The organism is Pseudomonas sp. HP_08 (assembly GCF_055284095.1).
In genome coordinates, this window is record NZ_JBTOQC010000018.1 from 24,376 (window position 1) to 43,711 (window position 19,336).

Sequence of the window (19,336 nt, forward strand, 5' to 3'; positions counted from 1 at the left end):
CCGACATTCCCTTTTACAAAGACTCAGGCAATGCAAGCACTCAAACACCTCAAGCGCGTCGTCACCGACTGGTTCCTGTGCGGCATGGTCCTGATGACCGTTCTGGCGTATTTCTTCCCGCACTTCGGCGGCAAGGGCGGCACCCTGCACGCCGAATACCTGATCAATGCCGGCGTGTTCATCGTGTTCTTCCTGCACGGCATCCACCTGTCCAGCGAACAGATCACCAAGGGCCTGAAGAACTGGCGTCTGCACGTGATGATCCAGGCCTTCACCTTCCTGGTCTTCCCGCTGATCTGGCTGGCCTGCGACCGGCTGCTGGGCACGCACATCCCGGCCATGCTGATGCTCGGCTTCCTGTACCTGTGCGCCCTGCCATCGACCATTTCGTCCTCGGTGGCCCTGACCGGCAGCGCGGGCGGCAACGTACCGGCGGCGATTCTCAATGCCAGCCTGTCCAGCGTCCTGGGGATTTTCATCACGCCATGGCTGATGAGCCTGGAAATGGGTTCGGGGTCCGGCGGCATCGATCTGGGCGATACCCTGCTGGAGCTGTGCACCATCCTGTTGCTGCCACTGATCCTTGGCCAGTTGCTGCGCCCGGTATTGGGCAAATTCTTCGCCCGCTACAAGAAATTCACCAACGTCATCGACAAGCTGGTGATCCTGTTGCTGGTCTATGCAGCGTTCTGCAATTCGATGCTCTCGGGGCTGTGGCAAGACCAGGGCAACGGCGTGATTGTCGCGGCCATTATCGGCAGCGCGATTCTGCTGGCGGTGATCCTGCTGCTCACCACCTCGACGGCGCGTGCCTTGAAGCTCGACCATGCCGACAAAGTCGCAGCGGTGTTTTGCGCGACCAAGAAATCGTTGGCCGCCGGTGCGCCCATGGCGGCGATCATCTTCAACGGCCATCCGGCGATGGGCCTGATCCTGCTGCCGATCATGATCTACCACCCGCTGCAATTGATCGTCTGCTCGGTGATCGCCGAAAACTACGCCAGCCAGCACAAGCGCACGCTGTCGGCAGCCGCCCGCGAAGAAGCCCGCGCCGCCTGAGTGCGCGCCTACATCAGGCCTTCGTCATCGAGCATGACCCGTGCATAGAAGACGATGGCGACCGTGGGTATCAACGCCGAATACCCCGGTCGCAACGCACTGCCCAGGCGGGTCACCAGGTGCTGCACCGGGACATTGCGCACTGCGCCCAGCCAGCCCTTGAGCGAGCCGCCCGTACCGCTGACCACCAGCGCCTTGTCCGTCGGCACAGGCTTTAACGACGCCGCCACGGTCAGGCGTTCGGCCAGGGCGTCGACATGGCCGGCGTACACCGTCCACGGCATGGCCCGCACATTGGCTCGGGGCGCCTGAATCAGGGCCTGGACCAGCGGGTGATCGTCGACAAAGGCGTGGCGAAAGAAGCTGCGCAGCAGCAAGGCTTCGACCTCGACCACCGTGGCGCACTGATGCAATGCCTCGTCCAGACCGTACTGGCGGGCCAGCATGTGCAAGACGCGGGTATAGGAAACGCCATGCCGGCGCGCCGCATTGACCAGAAAATGACCGCCCACCAACTGGAATTCGCGCACGAAGGCATAGGTTTTATTGGCTTGCGGATCCTTAAGGCGTGTCCAGCGGCTGCGGCTCAGATGCTTGATGGCCTCGTCCAGCAGATAATCCGGCGAACGCTCCAGCACCGTGTGCAGGTAAGCGTCCTGCAACACCGGGTCAAGATCGACCTCGCGCAGCAGCTCATCCTCCGCCGTCGGCTCGCGAAAGCCGCTGAACTCGCAGGCCACCAGCACCTCACGCAGGCGCTTCCAGTAATGGTTGTGACCAAAGCCCTGCATGCGCACGTTATCGAAATGCTCGACCGCCATGCGTCCCAGACTGCGCTCGCCCAAGTTGAGCAGCAGAATCTGATCGTCACGTGAATACGCATTGATCAACCGCCCGCGAATCCTTGCCCGCAAGCGCGCCGCCTCATCGGCCTCCATGCGCACCGCCGCGCCCATCAACAGCACATCGCCGACGCTCAGGCCGCCGTCAGCCGGCGTGCCCAGTTGCCGGAGCGCGCTGATCAACAGCCGCCCGCCCAGCGAATGGCCGATCAGATTGATCCGGGTGATTGCAGGATGATGCTCAGCCAGGTACTGCGCCAGTTGGCTCAGCAAGACCTTGCCCATCGCCTCGGCGCGGGCACGAATGCGTGCAAAGTGCAGCGCCCGGTCGCCGGCCAGCGCAGCCGCGGCCGCCAGCGGGTGAACACGAGCGGCCGCCATCAATAGCCCGCGCGAGCGGTTGTCCAGTTGCGCGAAATGGCTCGACGGCCAGAAGGCCAGCACATTGACGCTCTGGCGCAGTTCACCGGGAATGCTGTTGGCCAGCAGGCGCCGGTCATCCAGATCGTGACCGGCCGAATAGCCATGAATGAAGATATTGGCAACATCGCCCGTGGCCTTGGGCAGGGTCAGAAACTTGAAGTGATTATCCACAGTGGTGTGCCAGCGCCCTTTCAGTCTCTGAGCGTTTAATTTCTGAAGATGAAGCGCTTGGCGATGCGCTTGATCAGGCGCAGGCACAGCATCACGCCGGCCAGCGCTATCACCGCCTTGGCCACGAGCATGAACCAGCCTTCGATTTCAGTGGACAGCAGGCCCATCAGCCAGCCCATGCCGGCAATCAACAGGCCGATCAGCAGCAGGCCGATGTGCGGTTGCAGCCAGCGGGTTCTGGCGCCTTTGTCGAACAGATAAAGCGCGATGCCCACCAGGGTGAGAAAAACCAGTACCGCGATGATGAGTCCCATGTTTTACCTGTTGAGCGAGCCAATCGGTGCGCGCCATGTCGCCGCAGCGCCTCGATTATGCCCAGCGCCCCCACCGATTGCTATCGGGGCGATCGGGCGCTCAGTGTTCCAGAATCGCCGTCACGCCCTGCCCGCCCGCTGCGCAGATCGAGATCAGCCCGCGTCCCTGGCCTGCCACGTCCAGCAACTTGGCCAGGTTGGCGACGATTCGCCCGCCGGTGGCGGCAAATGGATGCCCGGCCGCCAGCGAGCTGCCTTTGACGTTCAGCTTGCTCAGGTCGATGCTGCCCAGCGGCGCGTCCAGGCCCAAGCGAGTGCGGCAGTATTCGGGGTCTTGCCAGGCTTTGAGGGTGCACAGCACTTGCGCGGCAAAGGCTTCGTGAATCTCGTAGTAGTCAAAGTCCTGCAGGCTCAGGCCATTGCGCGCCAGCAGGCGCGGCACCGCGTACACCGGCGCCATCAACAAGCCTTCTTCGCCGCGCACGAAATCCACCGCCGCCGCTTCACCGTCGCGCCAGTACGCCAGAATCGGCAAGCCACGCGCCTTGGCCCACTCTTCACTGGCCAGCAGCACCAACGAGGCGCCATCGGTCAGCGGCGTGGAGTTGCCGGCCGTCAGCGTGCCCTTGGCGCTGCGCTCGAACGCCGGTTTCAGGCTCGACAGCTTGTCCAGCGTCAGGTCGCTGCGCAGGTTGTTGTCGCGGGTCAGGCCGCGAAACGGCGTAAGCAGGTCGTCGTGCCAGCCTTCGGCGTAGGCGGCGGCCATCTTTATATGACTCTCCAGCGCCAGGCGGTCCTGCGCCTCGCGCTCGATGCCCCAGGTCTGCGCCATCAGCTCGCAATGCTGGCCCATCGACAGACGGGTGCGCGGCTCGCCATTGCGCGGCAACTCGGGTTTGAGGTGATGCGGACGCACCTGAAGCAGTGCCTTGAGCTTGTCGCCGGTGGATTTACTGCGATTAACTTGTAGCAGGATATTGCGCAGGCCTTCATTGACCCCGATCGGCGCATCGGAGGTGGTGTCCACGCCGCCCGCAATACCGCATTCGATCTGTCCCAGTGCAATCTTGTTGGCCACCAGCAATGCCGCTTCAAGCCCGGTACCGCAGGCCTGTTGCAGGTCATAAGCCGGGGTTTGCGCCGACAGCCGCGAGCCCAGCACGCACTCGCGGGTCAGGTTGAAATCGCGCGAATGCTTGAGCACCGCACCGGCCACTACCTCGCCCAGGCGCTGGCCGTGCAGGTTGTAGCGCTCGATCAGCCCTTCCAGCGCGGCGGTGAGCATGTCCTGATTACTGGCCGTCGCATACGCGCCATTGGAACGGGCGAACGGGATGCGATTGCCGCCGATAATGGCGACACGACGTGGCTGGTTCATGGAAAAACTCCCTTTTTTCAAGGATCGCGCAAGCGCTTGGAGGAGGCTGTGGATAAGTCGTGCTGTGGATGAACAGTACAGCCCAGACACGAACAAATGCCGCACCCCTGTGGTCCACTGCTTTGAACCCCGACTCAAGGAGAGTGTTCCATGTCGTCCGACCGTTATATCAATTTCGCCAATTCCGACATGGGCCGTCGGCTGGTGAAAGCCGTGGGCCTGCCGACCCCGACGCGTCTGGAACGCTGGCAGGCAGGACGCCTGCGCCCCATCGAAGGTGCCCTGCTGATCAGCGCCGGTCCGCTGGCCGATCAGGTTCGACTGTTTGCCGCGCGGCTGACCGATGCGCACTACACGCTCGGCAGCGATGTGCCCGGTGTCAGCCCGTGGGTTGCCGAGCAAAGCCCGCGCCTCAAGGCGGTGGTGTTCGACGCCAGCCAGTTGCAGCGCAACGAACACCTGGTGCAGTTGCGCGACTTCTTCAAGCCGCTGCTGCGCAGCCTGGAACGCAGTGCGCGCATCGTCATTCTGGGCCTGGCCCCGGACACGCTCGACGACCCGCTGGCCGCCAGTACCCAGCAGGCTCTCGAAGGTTTCAGCCGCTCGCTGGCCAAAGAGGTACGCGACGGCGCCACCGTGCAATTGCTGCGCGTCGATAGCGATGCCACCGATCAGCTTGAAGGCGCGCTGCGCTTTTTCCTGTCGCCCAAGAGTGCGTTCATTTCTGGTCAGGTGCTGCACCTCAGCGCCTCCAGCGGTCAGGTTCAGGACTGGAGCCGGCCCTTGAGCGGGCGCCGGGCGCTAGTGACCGGCAGCGCCCGAGGCATCGGTGCGGCCATCGCTGAAACCCTGGCCCGCGACGGCGCCAAGGTCATTCTGCTGGACGTGCCGCAGGCCCGCGCCGACCTCGAAGCACTCGCCTCACGGCTGGGCGGCCAGGCGCTGGCGCTGGACATCACCGCCGACGATGCCGCCGCCCAGTTGCAGGAGCACCTGCCCGACGGCCTCGACATTCTGGTGCACAACGCCGGCATCACCCGCGACAAGACCCTGGCCAACATGACCCCGGACTTGTGGGATGCGGTGCTGAACATCAACCTCGATGCGCCGCAAAAGCTCACCCAGGCGCTGCTCGACAGCGGCGCCCTGCACGAGAACAGCCGCATTGTGCTGATGGCCTCGATCAGCGGCCTGGCCGGTAATCGCGGGCAAACCAACTACACCACCAGCAAGGCCGGACTGATCGGCTATGCACGGGCGATGGCGCCGGCCTTGAAGGCGCGCGGTATCAGCATCAATGCGGTGGCGCCAGGCTTTATCGAAACGCGCATGACCGAGCACATGCCCTTTGCCCTGCGCGAAGCCGGGCGGCGCATGAGTTCGCTGGGCCAGGGCGGCTTGCCGCAGGACGTCGCGGAAGCGGTGGCCTGGCTCAGCCAGCCTGGCAGTGGTGCCGTCAGCGGCCAGGTGCTGCGCGTCTGCGGCCAAAGCGTCATCGGGGCCTGAAGCCCCCAACCCGCACAAGGAGGATCTGCAAGATGACTGCTCACTGGCGATACCTGGAAAGCCTGCAACCGTTGCCCAACCTGTTTATCCAGGCCGCACTGCGGCGCAAGGTCAGCGGCACGCAACTGCCGGACCTGGGCCTGCGCAGCTGGCTGGACGTAGACGCCGGCAAACTCGCCGCCTACCGCGAGGTGTGTGGTTTTGCCGAGAGCAGTCTGCTGCCGCCGACCTACCCGCACGTACTGGCCTTCCCGCTGCAGATGCAACTGATGACCTCGGCGGACTTTCCGTTTCCGCTGCTGGGTCTGGTGCATCTGGCTAACCGCATCAGCCTGCATCGCCCGCTCGGCGGCGTCACCAAGGTCTATGTCAGCGTGCAGGCCACCGACCTGCAAGCGCACGCCAAGGGCGCGACCTTCAGCCTGGTCACCCAGGTCGACGATGGCGTGGGCCTGTTGTGGGAAGAACACAGCACATTCTTGTGCAAGAACGTCAAAATCGAAGGCCCGCTGGGCGGCGACTTCGAACCCTCGCCGCTGCCACTGAACGAAGTCACGCGCTGGGAAACGCCCGCCGCCATTGGCCGGCAGTACGCCAAAGTGTCCGGCGATTACAACCCGATCCACCTCAGTGCGGCGAGCGCCAGACTGTTCGGCTTCCCGACCGCCATCGCCCATGGCATGTGGCTCAAGGCCCGAGCGCTGGCGGCGCTGATCGATCACCTGCCCGCCTCGAATGTCGAGATTGCCGTGCAGTTTCACAAGCCGGTGCGCTTGCCCGGCAGCGTGACGCTGTCGGCCAGCGCGCCCGGGTCGCATGGCCAGTTCAGGGTCGACGGCCACGAAGCAGGCATCGAGCACATGACCGGGGAATGGAAGCCGATCGAGGGATAACCGCGCGGCGCAGGCAAATATGCCTGCGCCACTTGCCTGTGTCGTCTTTCAGCCTGAAGCTATGCGGCCTCAGGAGACCATTGATGAACCTCGAAGAACTCACCGCCCGCCTGCACCGTATCCGCGATAACAACGACTGGAAGCCATTTCACAGCCCGAAAAACCTGGCCATGGCCGCCAGTGTGGAAATGTCCGAGCTGGTGGAAATATTCCAGTGGCTGAGCGAAGACCAGTCGCGTCAGCTGCCGCCTGAAAAACTGGCGCATGCCGGGCAAGAAGTCGGCGATATCGTCCTCTACCTGCTGTTGCTGTGCAGCGAGCTGGGCCTGGACATGAACGAGGTGGTGCGCAGCAAGCTGGCCGACAGCGAGCGGAGGTTTGCCAAGTGACGGATCAGGAAGTGACTGGCCTGGAAGTGACTGGCAGCGACCGGCATTTCGACCAGCTTGCCACCCGCTTTGCCGAAAAGATCTATGGCGGGGCCAAAGGCGCGATCCGTCTGGCCGTGTTGCAGGCCGACCTCAGCGAAGCACTGCCCGAACGCCCGCTGCGCGTGCTGGATATCGGCGCAGGCCTGGGCCACATGTCGCTGTGGCTGGCCAGCCTGGGTCATCAAGTGACGCTGGCCGAACCCGCCGCGCCGATGCTTGAAGGCGCCCGTCAACGCTTTGCCGAAGCCGGGCAGTCGGCGACCTTTATTCAGGCGCCCTGGCAAGAATTACCCGACTTGCTGCACGAGCCCTTTGATCTGGTGCTGTGCCATGCGGTGCTGGAATGGCTGGCCGAGCCGTACACCATCCTGCCGGTGCTGCATCAATTGACTCGCCCTGAAGGCTGGTTGTCGCTGGCGTTTTACAACCGCGATGCGCTGGTGTATCGCAATCTGCTCAAGGGTCACTTTCGCAAACTGCGCGGCGACAGCCTGGCCGGCGAGAAACAGAGCCTCACGCCGCAAGAACCTCTGGACCCACGGGAGATGGCCACGCAACTCGGCGCGCAATGGCGGGTCGAAACTCAAAGCGGCGTGAGAGTGTTCCACGACTACATGCCGATCGATTTCCAGAAGCGCGCCGAACTCGAGCAACTGCTGGAAATGGAACTGAGCCATCGCCGGCACCCGGCCTTCGCAGGCCTGGGTCGTTATCTGCACTGGATCTGCCGCCCCGTGTAACCCACACCGGAGACCGCGCATGAACATGAAGGTCAACTCTCGACTCGCTGTGCTGGCCATCGCGCTGGCGATCAGCGCCTGTCAGAGCGAAAATCCTTATCAAGCGGTCTCCAACCCTTTGCCACCGGCCCCGCCGCAGGCCGCGCAGGCCATCGACCTGAGCGCCTACCCGGCAGCGCCGCGCGACTATGCGCAGTACCGCAGCTGGCGCTGGCTGGATAACCGGCCGCCCACCGGTTCCGCCTGGGTGGATCCTGCACAGATCAGCGAGGCGGTCAGCAACGGCCTGGACCAACGCGGCCTGCGACCGTCGCGCAGCGCCGGTGCCGACCTTTACGTGCAAGCAGGCAGCCGGCTCGAAACCCGCCTGCGCCAGGTGCGCGAAGACTATAACGACCCGTATTACGCAGGCGGCATGGGCTATGGCGGCTATCGGCACGGCTATGGCGGCTACGCCACGGTGCCAGTGACACGCACTTATCAAGAGCAGGTCCTGGTGGTCAACATTCAACTGTTCGATGCGCGCACCGGCCAGCCGGTCTGGAGCGCCAGCGCCGAAGCGCCCAGCGGTAACGATCAGGCCGCCCGCAGCCAGGCATTGCGTCAGGCTGTGCAACAGGCCCTGACGGCGTATCCTCCGTCCTAATCTCTGGAGAAACTGCCATGTATCTTCGTCTTGCCGTGTTGTCTTTCACCGTGCTGCTCGGCGCTTGCCAGAGCAGTAACGTCAACCGCGATTTCGATGCCCGTCGTGACTTTGGCGGTTACCGCAACTGGAGCTGGCAAGAACCCGGCGTGCAGTACCAGCCGGCCGATCCGCGACTCAAAAGCGACCTGACCGAACAGCGCATTCGTGACTCGATCAACCAGCAGCTCGAACAGCGTGGTCTGCGCCAGGCGGCCAGAGGTGCGCCGGTCGATCTCAAGGTTCAGGCCTGGCTGATTGTCGAAAACCGCCAGCAACTGGTCAGCACCAACTACGGCAGCAGTTGGGGTCCGTGGGGCGGTTATGGCTATTGGGGCGGGCCGATGGCCAGTGAAACCCGCAGCGTCGACTATAAAGTCACCACCCTGCAGATCGACCTGTTCGACGGCAAGGACGGCAAGCTGGTGTGGCGCGGCAGCACCGAGCGGATCCTCGACCAGAATCAGGCCAACCCGGTAGAACGCGAAACCGCTGTGCGCAATACCGTGGCGAAGATTCTGGAGCAGTACCCGCCACGCTAACGACGGTGGCCTCCAGCCTCCGGCAGCGCTACGCACTGCAATCGCCGGCAGAGCCGCCTCCCACAAATTACGCGTGGATCGCTAATCGCATTCGTAGGAGCGAGCGCCAGCTCGCGAATGCTGACGATCAGTCACCGAACAGGTTGAACGTGCCGGTCTCTTCGCGAGCTGGCGCTCGCTCCTACGGGGCCTGGGTGTGTTGCGCAATAGCGCGGCGCCGTGGTGGCGGGTGATTTGCAGGCGATGAGGCCAGCACGTTTCTTTTGGATGACGGGCGCTTTCAACCCGTCGATAGCATCTGGTTGCGTCCATTCACCCTAGGTAGCCAGCCAGACCCGCACCTTGTGCTGCGCGCCCTCGCTCATTTCCAGCGTCTGAACCTGGCCAGCCTCACACAGATCCTCCTGTGCTTGCCTCAGCCATTCCAGCATCGTGAGTTGGTCAATCACCTCGACCCGCTCAACCTGCGCCTTCATCGACAATTTCGCATCGGACTTGGCCTTGCGAATCGCCGCCAGCACCGCGCTCACGCCGTCCAGCATCTGCTCGACAAAATCGTCGGCGGCCTGCCCGTGCGGCCAGTCGGCGCGGTGCACCGATTGCGGCTGCCAGCAGCGCCAGACTTCTTCGCAGACAAAGGGCATGAACGGCGCAAACAACCGTTGCAGGACACTCAGCGCCCGCGCCAGCGCATTGCGAGCCGAGTCACCTACGGGCCGATAGGCGCGGCGCTTGACCAGTTCGACGTAGTCATCGCAGAACCACCAGAAAAACCCTTCGACACGGGTCAATGCGCTGCTGTAGTCATAGCCCTCCAGCGCCGTGGTCGCCTCCAGCGTCACGGCGCCCAGGCGTTGCAGCATGGCCAGGTCCAGCGGCTGGTCGACACGCCCGTCAGCATCGCCCGGCAAGCCCAGTACGAACTTCGACAGGTTGACCAGCTTGAGCGCCAGGCGCCGGCCGATCTTCATCTGCTGCTCTTCGAACGCGGTGTCGCTGCCCGGCCGGCCGAGGGCTGCCCAATAGCGCACACCGTCGCTGCCGTACTGGTCCAGCAAGGCTTGCGGGGTGACCACGTTGCCCCTGGACTTGGACATCTTCTTGCGGTCCGGATCGAGGATCCAGCCCGACAACGCCACATGCCGCCACGGCGTGCGGGCGTGTTCGAAGTGGCTGCGCACCAGGGTCGAAAACAGCCAGGTGCGAATGATGTCGTGCCCTTGCGGGCGCAGGTCCATGGGCCAGACCTGCGCAAAAAGGCTGTCGGCCTCTTCCCAGCCGGCGGCGATCTGCGGAGTCAGCGAGCTGGTGGCCCAAGTGTCCATGATGTCGCGCTCACCGATAAATCCCAGTGCCTGCCCGCGCTGTTCGGGGCGATAGCCGGGCGGTGTATCCAGGGTCGGGTCGATCGGCAGGTCAGCTTCATCCGGCAAAATCGGCGCGTCGTAATCCGCCTCGCCCTGTGCGTCCAGGCGATACCACAGCGGCAGCGGCACGCCGAAGATTCGCTGGCGGCTGATCAGCCAGTCGCCATTCAGGCCGCCGACCCAGTGCTCATAGCGGCTGCGCATGAACGGCGGGTGCCAGTCCAGCGCCTGGCCACGTTCAAGCAGTTGCTCGCGCAACTCGGCACTGCGCCCACCGTTGCGCAAATACCACTGGCGGGTGGCAACGATTTCCAGCGGTTGATCGCCCTTCTCGAAGAACTTCACCGCATGGCGCATGGGCCGTGGCTCACCGCTCATCCCGCCACAGGCCTGCAACAGCGGCAGCAAGCGCTTGCGCGCCTGATGCAGCGACATACCGGCCAGCGTCGCCCAGGCCTCACGGCTGGCGGGCGTGTTCAGCCAGTCCGGCGTTTCGCCGAGCAAGCGGCCGTCGCGGCCAATGATCGAGCGCGTCGGCAATTGCAGCTCGCGCCACCACAGCACATCGTTCAAATCGCCAAAGGTGCAGACCATCACCAGCCCGGTGCCCTTGTCCGGGTCGGCCAGGGCATGCGCCAGCAGCGGCACGTCGACCTCGAACAGCGGCGAGCGCAGCCGCTGGCCGAAACGTGCCTGATAACGCGCGTCGTCCGGGTGTGCCACCAGCGCCACGCAGGCCGCCAGCAGCTCGGGCCGGGTGGTGGCGATGCTCAGTGGCGTGCCATCGACGGCCGTAAAGCGCAGGTCATGCCAGGCGCCGGCGACCTCACGGTCTTCCAGCTCCGCCTGGGCCACCGCCGTCTGGTAAGTGACATCCCACAGACAAGGCGCCTGCTGGCTGTACAACTCGCCGCGCTGGTAATTGCGCAGCAAGGCGCGCTGGCTGACACGCTGCGAACGCTCATCGATGGTCGCGTAGGTCAGGCTCCAGTCAACCGAAAGCCCCAACTGCACGAACAAGGCCCGGAAAGCCTGCTCGTCGATGGAGGTCAGCCGGTGGCACAGCTCGATAAAGTTGCGCCGGCTGATCGGGACAAAATCCCCACGACGGGCCGCAACGGTCTGCGGCGGCTGAAAGTCCGCTTGCCAGGCAGCATCGGGGTCGCAGCGCACGCCGTAGTAATTCTCGACCCGGCGTTCGGTAGGCAGGCCGTTATCGTCCCAGCCCATGGGATAGAACACAGCCTTGCCGCGCATGCGTTGAAAGCGCGCCATGATATCGGTGTGGGTGTAACTGAACACGTGCCCGACATGCAGAGCGCCGGAGGCAGTGGGCGGCGGTGTGTCGATGGAGTAGACAGCTTCACGCGGCGCGCAGCGATCAAAGGCGTAAGTGCCTTCTTCGAGCCAGCGGCGGGACCAGCGATGTTCGAGGGTGTCGAGCGAGGGTGTGGCGGCAGGGTCTATCGGCAGGGTTATACGTTTAACGGTGACATGGCATCCTCCTGGGGATCACCTGATGGCACAACCACATGTTGCGCCTGAGCGTCTTTTATAGCGGTTGCGGCCCGATTGGTAAACCCATGACCACCCATCCAATTGAATGGCCCGTGGCCAGCGAGTGCCTGGCGCCTTTACTACACTCCACGACATACAGGTGAGTGAGCCAAAGGAGTGCCGGATGTCTCCCCTGAATCGTGCAGTTGCGTCACCCGCCAGGCAGCGGGGCGCAATCGGTTTGATGGCAGCCTTGACCCTGGGCCTGGCCATGCTGTTCATGGTCACGGTGATCGACAGCGGGCGGCTGTACCTGGAAAAGCGTTCGTTGCAACGTGTGGCCGACATGTCGGCGCTGGAGGCCGCCACCCTCAAGGGCAACTGCTCGACCGGCAACACAGCGGCTCAGTTTGCCAGTCGAAGCGCGACCCGCAACGGTTTTACCCCTGACACCGACGGGCGCGTCATCACCACCTCGTGCGGCACCCTGAGCGTGAATGCCGCCGATAACCGACGCACCTTCATCAGTAACTCGACCAGCACCCAGGCCGTTCAGGTCGTGGTTTCGCACCCTGTGCAGCGCAGCATCGCCGCAGGTATCGCGTCACTGTTCAGCGGTAGCTCGCCGTCGGCCACGATCACCTTGAGTGCTACGGCGGTGGCGGCAGCGGCCCCGCCACTGGCGCAATTGAGCATCCGTAGCGTTGCGGCAGATATCACCAGCGCCCAGTCGCCGCTGCTGAACCTGATCTTCAGCAACCTGCTCGGCGGCAGTCTCAACCTGAGCGCGGCCAGTTGGGACGGCTTGATCAACACCAATCTGAACCTGCTCAATTATCTGGACCGGCTCAAGCTCGACCTCAACCTGACAGCGGTGGATTACAACCAGTTGCTGTCTTCCAACGTCACGGTCAACCAGTTGATCCAGAGCACCATTAATCTGCTGCAAACCAACAGCACCGTAAACACCGCCGCCACTGTGCTGGGCCTGCAAGCGCTGCAAGCCTCGATCGGCAGCGCCACCGTCACTCTGGGCGACCTGATCAAGGTCCAGAGCGGCACCGACATTGCCGGGCTGACCACCAATCTGCGCTTGGTCGATTTGCTGCAAACCCTGGCTCAGGTGGCGAACAAGAAGAACGGCATCGCCACGTCCGCGCAGATCAACCTGGCCCCGCTGGCGGTGATCACCACCCGGATTCAGGTGATCGAACCACCACAGTTATCGGCCATCGGTGACCCGAGCAAGATCAACCCGAGCGTTCCGGTGCTCAATGACCCGAACCGCATTTATGTGCGCACCGCGCAAACCCGGGCGCTGGTCTCGATCAACCTGCCGATTCTGGATACGCTGCTGAACGGGCCGCCGGTTTCGGCGGTGACCCAACTGCTTGGCAACCTGACACCCGTTCTCAACAGCGCCCTGAACCTGAACCTTGCCAATCTGGTCGGCGGTTTGACCTGCTTGCTGGCCGCCCCATGCACGGTAACCGATCCAAGGTTCCTGACCTCGGGCAGCTCCGGACCTCGTATAGACCTGAGCCTGTCACTGGCTGCTGCCGAGAGCTACGTGACCGGTTATACCTGCACCAGTAACACCAACAAATCCCTGAGCGTACGCACCACCGCCACGCTGCTCAGTGCTCGACTGGGAATGATCGACAGCGCGGCAGCCTTTCCGGCCAGCACCGATCCGGCGGCAGTCGTCGCCCTGCCACTGCCGATCGTCGATATTGGTACCAAAAAGTGCAGCATCCTGCTGGGCTTGCTGGGCACCTGCTTACCAGGACGCACGCCCTACGTCGGCGGTGGCCTGGGGCTCAGTTTCGGCACGCTGAACAATGCCATTGTCGGCACGGCCGCCAGCACCAACAGCACCTTCACCTCACCCAACCTTCCGGAAATCGGCCTGCCGCCCTATTACCTCACCAATGTAGCGTCGGTGCTGCCCAGCACCGTGCTCGACGGCGTCGTTTCCGGGGTCCAGGTGCAAGTCTATAAGCCCATCGTCAATAACGTATTGGGCAACCTGATCAGCGCTACCGGCAGCTTGTTCAATCAGGTGCTCGCACTGGTCAACACGGAGATCATCGGCAAAGTCGTCAGGCCGTTACTGACCTCACTGGTCGACCCGCTGCTGAATAGCCTGGGCCTGACCCTCAACCCCGCCGATGTCGGCGCCAACCTCAGTTGCAATATTGGCCAGGCCACGCTGGTGATCTAGCCAGGCTGCGCATCCTTGAACACCGGCAAGGTGATTTTGAACTGGGCGCCCTCGCCCACGTTGCTGACGCTCAGCTTGCCGTTCATTTGCTCGATGATCCCGTAGCTCACCGACAGCCCCAGCCCGGTGCCGACGCCGACCGGCTTGGTGGTGAAGAACGGCTCGAAGATGCGCTCCATCAGCCGTGGATCAATCCCGCCGCCATTGTCCTGCACGGTGATCGACACCGTGTCTTGCTCCTGGTGCACCTGCACGCTGATGCAGGGCTGAAGTTCGGTATGGGTTTCCTTGCGCGAGAGCATCGCGTCGCGGGCGTTGACCATCAGGTTGATCAGTACCTGCTCCAGTTGATCGCCATGCCCGCGCACCTGCACCGGCGCGCCGCGTTCGCTGACGTCCACCTGCACGCCCTTGCCTTTCATGCCCTCGTTGAGCATGGCCAGGGTGCCCTCGATGGCGTCGTTAAGGTCGAACACCTGCTCCTGGATTTCCGAGCGCCGGCCAAACACACGCATATGGTCGACCACGCGCGCAGCGCGCTGTACCTGGCCGTCGATGCGGTTGAGCTTTTCGGTGATGTATTCAACATCGACATTGCCGCGCTCCAGACGCTTGAGCACGTTGATCACTGCCATGCGCATCACGTTCAGTGGCTGGTTGATCTCATGCGCCAGGCCGGTGGCCATTTCGCCCAGCGTGGCCATTTTCGCGCTTTGATTGAGCTGCATGCGCGAGCGGCGCACATCGGTGTTGTCGCGCCCCACGGCCTGGACTTCGACCAGCGTGCCGTCCGCGTCGAACACGCCGCGGTCGGCCCACACCCACCAGGCATGCTCGCGGCCCGGCAGTTCCAGGCACACTTCGGCGGTGCTCATCGGCGATTCGGGCGTCAGCTGGGCAATACGGCGAACAAAGTCGGCGCGTTGCTCGGCGCTGAACCAGTCGCCCAGATTGATGCCGGGCAGTTGTTGCGGGTCGCACTCAAGATAAGTGGCCAGCGGGCGGTTACCGAATATCAGTGCCAGGTCCGGGGTATAGCGGCAGATCATCGCCGGCGAGTCCTCGACCAGAATCCGGTAGCGCTCCTCGCTTTCACGCACCCGCTCGGCCGCCAGGGTCGCATCGGTGACATCCAGCCACAGGCCGACCGCCTCGACCGGCATGCCCAGGTCATCGCGCAGCAGCCGCGCTTCGTCCAGCAACCAGTGATAACGGCCGTCCTTGTCGCGCAACCGGTAACGCCGGCTGACCAGGCCTTCGCGCAGCAACTGGCGATTACGCTCGAACCAGATGTCGTGGTCCTCGGGGTGAATATAGTCGGCCAGCTTGCCGTCGACGCAGTCAGCCAGGGTCCAGCCCAGCAACGGGGTCAGGCTGTCACTGAAAAACGTCGGCTCCAGGTTGCCCTGATCGTAGCGCTGCACATAGATCACCGCCGGTGAGCTGGCGATCAGGTTGCCCAGCCGGGCGTGCGCTGCAGCAGCCTCGGTTTCCTGGTTCTTGATATCGCTGACATCAAGCATAAAACCCAACACCCGCTGGACCTGACCGCTGATCAGCGCCTGGCCCTGGATACGCAGCCAGACGGTTTCCTGCGCGGCATCGATCTGCGCCAGGCGCACGCACAGCAGCATCGGCGTGCCCTTGTCGCGCAGTTGCACCAGGCGACTGGACAGCTCCTGGCGGTCGGCGGGGTGAATGAGTGCCAGCCAGTCCTGGCGCGACAAACGCTCGACGCGGTCGCTCAGGCGCAGGCTGCGCGCCAGTTGCGGCGCCATGAGAATCTCGTCGCTGGCCGGCAACAACTCCCACCAGCCGGTGCCCAGCAGATCCTGCAACACCGCCAGGCGCTCGACATGATGACGGTTATGCTGCTCGGACAAACGAAACAGCACCGGCCCCGCCAGCGCCGAGCACAGGTTCAGCCATTCGCGCTCGCCCAGGTCCGGCGCTTGCTGCTGTGCATCGTAGAAGCCGAACATCAGCCAGGCGCGGGCCACACTGTCGCGGCTGTGCGCCAGCAGAAAACCATCGGCGTTGCCAAACATGCCCTGCAAGGGCGACAACTCGCTTTGCCCGGCAAAGTGCAATGCGTGCGCCGCATTGACATCCAGCCGGTCGAACTCGGTACCCAGCCGCTGGCCGACCTGCCACAGCTCCGGCGCGGTGTGCGCGCTGTACTGGCTATAGACCCGCCAGCCAACGCCACTGGCTTCGGGCAAGGCCAGCGCCACACACGGAATGCGCCACATTTGCGCCAGTTCCTGAAGCTGCTCGGTGACCACCGCAGCCAGCCGCTCGACACTGCACACGCGGATCTTCTCGGCCATGGTCCCGGCAAAGCGCAGGCACTGCTGGCGGGTGCGGGCGGCACTGGCCTCCTCCATCAGGTCGCTGATGTCGAGCAACTGCAGCAGCCAGCCCTTGCCGTGATGCTGCACCCAGCCCCGGGCGTGCAGGGTATGGCCGTCGCTGCTGCGAAAGTCGAGGTCGAGCATGTGCCCGATCCAATCGTGCGGCACACCTTCGATCACCAGCGCGCTGTTGGGTAATAACAGGCTCATCAGGCGCTGATTGGCCACGCTGCCGCTGCTCAGACCCAGGCGGCTGAGCAGCAGCGCACTAAGGCTTTGCAGGCGTCCCTCCTCGTCGAGCAGCAGGTACAGGTCGGCGCCGATCGCTTCCGGCTCCGTGCTCAAGGGGGCGGACGGCGCGCTGGCGGGCGCCTCGGAGCGCCCCAGCCAACGGCTCAAACGACTTTTTTCAAGGGACAAGTTGAAGACTCGCTTGGGCAGACAGGTTGTTGGGCAGGTTCGGCACTTCGCCGATGAACGGCAGGGTCAGCACTGGCAGCACTTGGGTCAGCCTGGACTTGGGGTAGGTGATGGTGACTGTCAGCAGACCGCTGACGAGGGTCACTTTGATGTCACTGGCGGTAAAATTCAGCGACGGCGGCATCCAGTTCAACTGGTCCAGCACCGTGGTTTTGGCCTGGGTGACAACCTGGGTGGCGTAAGTGGCTGAGCCGATACTTGGGCTCAACGCCACGCTGCGACGCACCGCCTCGCTGGCGGCGGCATTGAACGACTGCATCATCAACAGCGGCAGGCTGTAGCTGACCAGCGCATAGAAAACGCCAAAAAAGATCACGAACACCGCTGCGAATTCGATGGCAGCGGCGCCTTTCTGGCGGCGTGATCCCGATAACTGGTTGCCCCGCATGTCGACGTCTACCCTGACAATGCTCCTGCATTGAGCATAGGTTCTTTCAGAAAAACAGGATGTTTTTTACTCAATGAAATTACTTTTCCTACTCGTATGGTTCGCCGTCTGCGCCGAACAGGATGCCCGTTATAAACAGATCTCCAATACGCTGACCCTCGGTGCCTTTGTCGCGGCATTAGTGTGGTTGTTGTACAGCGGCCAGACCTGGCTGGGCGCCCCCGCCGCCGAGGGCGGATGGGCACTGCTGCTGGCCCTGGCCATGACCCTGCCAGGTTATGCGATGGGCCGCCTGGGCGCCGGCGACGTCAAATTGCTGGCTGCACTGGCGCTGGCCAGCAACAGCCTGTACCTGCTCGGCACCTTTATTGGTGCCGGGATTGCCAGCGTGATCTGGCTGGTCATCAGGCGCCCGCTGTTTCGTCATGCAGGCCAACGCCTTACCCGGCGCTATGCAGCCATGAACCCCGACATGACAGAAAAATTTCCCTTCTCGCCGCTGTTGTTCACAGGGCTGCTATTGGTAGCGGTTTGCATCCACTAGTCAGAATCGCATGGCAATCCTATGTACATAGTCAGGAAGTGCGTCTAGGTTTATTGCATACCCCGCCGGGCTTGCAGGGCCGGCAGGGATCAGGGACAAGTCGCCAGGGAGTTGCGCGTGATCAAGTATTCGGCAGTAAAGGTTCTGGTAGTCGACGATCAACCGCTGATCGTTGAAGAACTCAGTGAGTTTCTTGAGAACAGTGGCTATATCTGCGTGCAATGCACCAATAGCCGCGAGGCTATCGAGCAATTTCGTGACGACACCGACATTGGCCTGGTGCTCTGTGACCTGGACATGCCGGGCATGAACGGTATCGAGCTGGTCGAGGCCATGAAGCTGATCGGCGGCAAGCAGCACCTGTTCGAAGCCATCATGCTGACCGGGCGTGCCGACAAGAAGGACGTGATCCGCGCACTGCGTGCCGGCATCTCCGACTACTACCAGAAGCCGGTCGACCTTGAAGAGCTGCTCGAAGGCATTCAGCGCCAGGAAATCGCCCTGCAGGAACGCCAGCGCAGCATGCAACAACTGGGCGTGCTCAACGAAAAGCTGCAATACCTGGCAGCTTCCATCGACGATCTGTATCAGGACCTCGACAAGGCCCGCACGCGCACCGTACAGGCGCCGGTCAAAGAGCTGGAACAGGACGACGGCGACGAAGAGGTACCTGCTCTGTTCGCCGACCTGTCGCCCCGGCAAATGGACGTCGCCCGCCTGGTCGGCAAGGGCCAGACCAATTATCAGATCGCCTGCGAACTGGGCATCACTGAAAACACCGTCAAACTCTACGTCTCGCAAGTCCTGCGCCAGACCCACATGCACAACCGAACGCAACTGGCATTGGCACTGGGGAGCGGCGCGGTACGCCGGCAGACGACGGCGCATTGAGGGGGGTATGAATCAGACACCGTTTAACTGAATGAGCAAGGACAGCAGGCCCACGGCGTACATAAGCATCACGGCCACCACACACACTGCATTGGCCCAGGTAACGCGACGGTTGCTCATACCCTGAGGATCGTCGCAAAGGCAGTTGATCACCCGCTGCACCCGCAGCATCAGGGCAATTTGCATAATCAGTACCAGGCATGAGGTGATCAAGGCATCGTGCAGTGTCATGTCATACGAAATGACCCACGATCCAATGATTACTACGATCAGCGAGACGGCCAGTAACCTGGGGCGCCACTCATACACTTTGCCTGACTGCAACAGACTGTCGTTGATCTTCAAAAATAACGAATAGATAAAAAAGACCGCGAACAGTGCGCGCAACCAGGCAATGACCGGCACACCGGACACTTGGCGCCAGCCCTTCCATTGTCGGTAGTACCAATACACCCAATAAAGTCCCCCTAGAAATATAGACAGCACGACAAACTTTGTAGTGGAGACGACGTAATAAGAACTCTTGTTCGCAGGCGTCTTGGAAAGTGAAGGCAACGGGGATGCATAGGGGTCATCTGACATGTTCATACCTTGAAGGAACAGAGGA

At 62.8% G+C, this 19,336-nt stretch carries 17 protein-coding genes; 10 read left to right on the forward strand and 7 right to left on the reverse strand.

The window, feature by feature from the left end; genetic code table 11:
* Nucleotides 1-30: 30 nt before the first annotated feature.
* A complete protein-coding gene (locus tag ACYAS9_RS17120; protein WP_463569459.1) occupies nucleotides 31-1,059 on the forward strand; it encodes a bile acid:sodium symporter family protein in 1,029 nt (342 codons plus the stop codon).
* An 8-nt stretch (nucleotides 1,060-1,067) separates the two neighbouring features.
* Here ACYAS9_RS17120 and ACYAS9_RS17125 read toward each other — a convergent pair whose 3' ends face one another.
* The 3 genes from ACYAS9_RS17125 to ACYAS9_RS17135 form a co-directional block, all read right to left on the reverse strand.
* Nucleotides 1,068-2,495 carry a DUF726 domain-containing protein gene (locus tag ACYAS9_RS17125; protein WP_463569460.1) on the reverse strand — a complete coding sequence of 476 codons (1,428 nt, stop codon included), beginning with the start codon at nucleotides 2,493-2,495 and terminating at the stop codon, nucleotides 1,068-1,070.
* Between the two features lie 35 nt (nucleotides 2,496-2,530).
* On the reverse strand, nucleotides 2,531-2,809 hold the full coding sequence (locus ACYAS9_RS17130; RefSeq protein WP_463569461.1) for a hypothetical protein: 279 nt from the start codon (nucleotides 2,807-2,809) through the stop codon (nucleotides 2,531-2,533).
* 100 nt (nucleotides 2,810-2,909) lie between these two features.
* Nucleotides 2,910-4,187, reverse strand: a complete 1,278-nt coding sequence (locus ACYAS9_RS17135) for an acetyl-CoA C-acetyltransferase (RefSeq protein WP_463569462.1) — start codon at nucleotides 4,185-4,187, stop codon at nucleotides 2,910-2,912.
* Nucleotides 4,188-4,337: 150 nt separating this feature from the next.
* On the opposite strand from ACYAS9_RS17135, the gene ACYAS9_RS17140 reads away from it, so the two are divergent.
* The 6 genes from ACYAS9_RS17140 to ACYAS9_RS17165 all read left to right on the forward strand — a co-directional run bounded on the left by ACYAS9_RS17140 (nucleotide 4,338) and on the right by ACYAS9_RS17165 (nucleotide 8,984).
* Entirely contained in the window at nucleotides 4,338-5,693 is a 1,356-nt protein-coding gene (locus ACYAS9_RS17140; RefSeq protein ID WP_463569463.1) for a 3-oxoacyl-ACP reductase, read from the forward strand.
* A gap of 32 nt (nucleotides 5,694-5,725) precedes the next feature.
* On the forward strand, nucleotides 5,726-6,586 hold the full coding sequence (locus ACYAS9_RS17145; protein WP_463569464.1) for a MaoC family dehydratase: 861 nt from the start codon (nucleotides 5,726-5,728) through the stop codon (nucleotides 6,584-6,586).
* 83 nt (nucleotides 6,587-6,669) lie between these two features.
* Entirely contained in the window at nucleotides 6,670-6,975 is a 306-nt protein-coding gene (locus ACYAS9_RS17150; protein WP_463569465.1) for a MazG-like family protein, read from the forward strand.
* A gap of 26 nt (nucleotides 6,976-7,001) precedes the next feature.
* A complete protein-coding gene (locus ACYAS9_RS17155) occupies nucleotides 7,002-7,757 on the forward strand; it encodes a methyltransferase domain-containing protein (protein WP_463569525.1) in 756 nt (251 codons plus the stop codon).
* A gap of 19 nt (nucleotides 7,758-7,776) precedes the next feature.
* Nucleotides 7,777-8,403, forward strand: coding sequence for a DUF4136 domain-containing protein (locus ACYAS9_RS17160; RefSeq protein WP_463569466.1), 627 nt, complete (start codon nucleotides 7,777-7,779; stop codon nucleotides 8,401-8,403).
* Between the two features lie 17 nt (nucleotides 8,404-8,420).
* Nucleotides 8,421-8,984, forward strand: a complete 564-nt coding sequence (locus ACYAS9_RS17165; RefSeq protein ID WP_463569467.1) for a DUF4136 domain-containing protein — start codon at nucleotides 8,421-8,423, stop codon at nucleotides 8,982-8,984.
* A gap of 317 nt (nucleotides 8,985-9,301) precedes the next feature.
* On the opposite strand, the gene valS is transcribed toward ACYAS9_RS17165, so the two are convergent.
* Nucleotides 9,302-11,830: a valine--tRNA ligase gene (valS, locus tag ACYAS9_RS17170; protein ID WP_463569526.1), complete on the reverse strand. Its 2,529-nt coding sequence runs from the start codon at nucleotides 11,828-11,830 to the stop codon at nucleotides 9,302-9,304.
* Between the two features lie 202 nt (nucleotides 11,831-12,032).
* Here valS and ACYAS9_RS17175 point away from each other — a divergent pair, with 202 nt between their 5' ends.
* Complete coding sequence (locus ACYAS9_RS17175) at nucleotides 12,033-14,072, forward strand: TadG family pilus assembly protein (RefSeq protein WP_463569468.1); 2,040 nt, start codon at nucleotides 12,033-12,035, stop codon at nucleotides 14,070-14,072.
* On the opposite strand, the gene ACYAS9_RS17180 is transcribed toward ACYAS9_RS17175, so the two are convergent.
* Nucleotides 14,069-16,846 carry a PAS domain-containing sensor histidine kinase gene (locus ACYAS9_RS17180; RefSeq protein ID WP_463569469.1) on the reverse strand — a complete coding sequence of 926 codons (2,778 nt, stop codon included), beginning with the start codon at nucleotides 16,844-16,846 and terminating at the stop codon, nucleotides 14,069-14,071. The genes ACYAS9_RS17175 and ACYAS9_RS17180 overlap by 4 nt on opposite strands.
* Nucleotides 16,836-17,294, reverse strand: a complete 459-nt coding sequence (locus tag ACYAS9_RS17185; protein ID WP_463569470.1) for a TadE/TadG family type IV pilus assembly protein — start codon at nucleotides 17,292-17,294, stop codon at nucleotides 16,836-16,838. The genes ACYAS9_RS17180 and ACYAS9_RS17185 overlap by 11 nt, the downstream gene beginning before the upstream one ends.
* A 73-nt stretch (nucleotides 17,295-17,367) precedes the next feature.
* Between ACYAS9_RS17185 and ACYAS9_RS17190 the strand changes: the two genes are divergently transcribed.
* Together ACYAS9_RS17190 and ACYAS9_RS17195 are read left to right on the forward strand one after the other, a co-directional pair.
* Nucleotides 17,368-17,838: a prepilin peptidase gene (locus ACYAS9_RS17190; protein WP_463569471.1), complete on the forward strand. Its 471-nt coding sequence runs from the start codon at nucleotides 17,368-17,370 to the stop codon at nucleotides 17,836-17,838.
* A 117-nt stretch (nucleotides 17,839-17,955) separates the two neighbouring features.
* The gene (locus tag ACYAS9_RS17195; RefSeq protein ID WP_463569472.1) at nucleotides 17,956-18,729 is read left to right on the forward strand and encodes a response regulator; all 774 of its coding nucleotides are present in this window, start codon (nucleotides 17,956-17,958) and stop codon (nucleotides 18,727-18,729) included.
* A 12-nt stretch (nucleotides 18,730-18,741) separates the two neighbouring features.
* Here the strand turns inward: ACYAS9_RS17195 and ACYAS9_RS17200 are convergent, their stop codons facing one another.
* Nucleotides 18,742-19,311, reverse strand: a complete 570-nt coding sequence (locus ACYAS9_RS17200; RefSeq protein WP_463569473.1) for a hypothetical protein — start codon at nucleotides 19,309-19,311, stop codon at nucleotides 18,742-18,744.
* Between the last annotated feature and the right edge of the window lie 25 nt (nucleotides 19,312-19,336).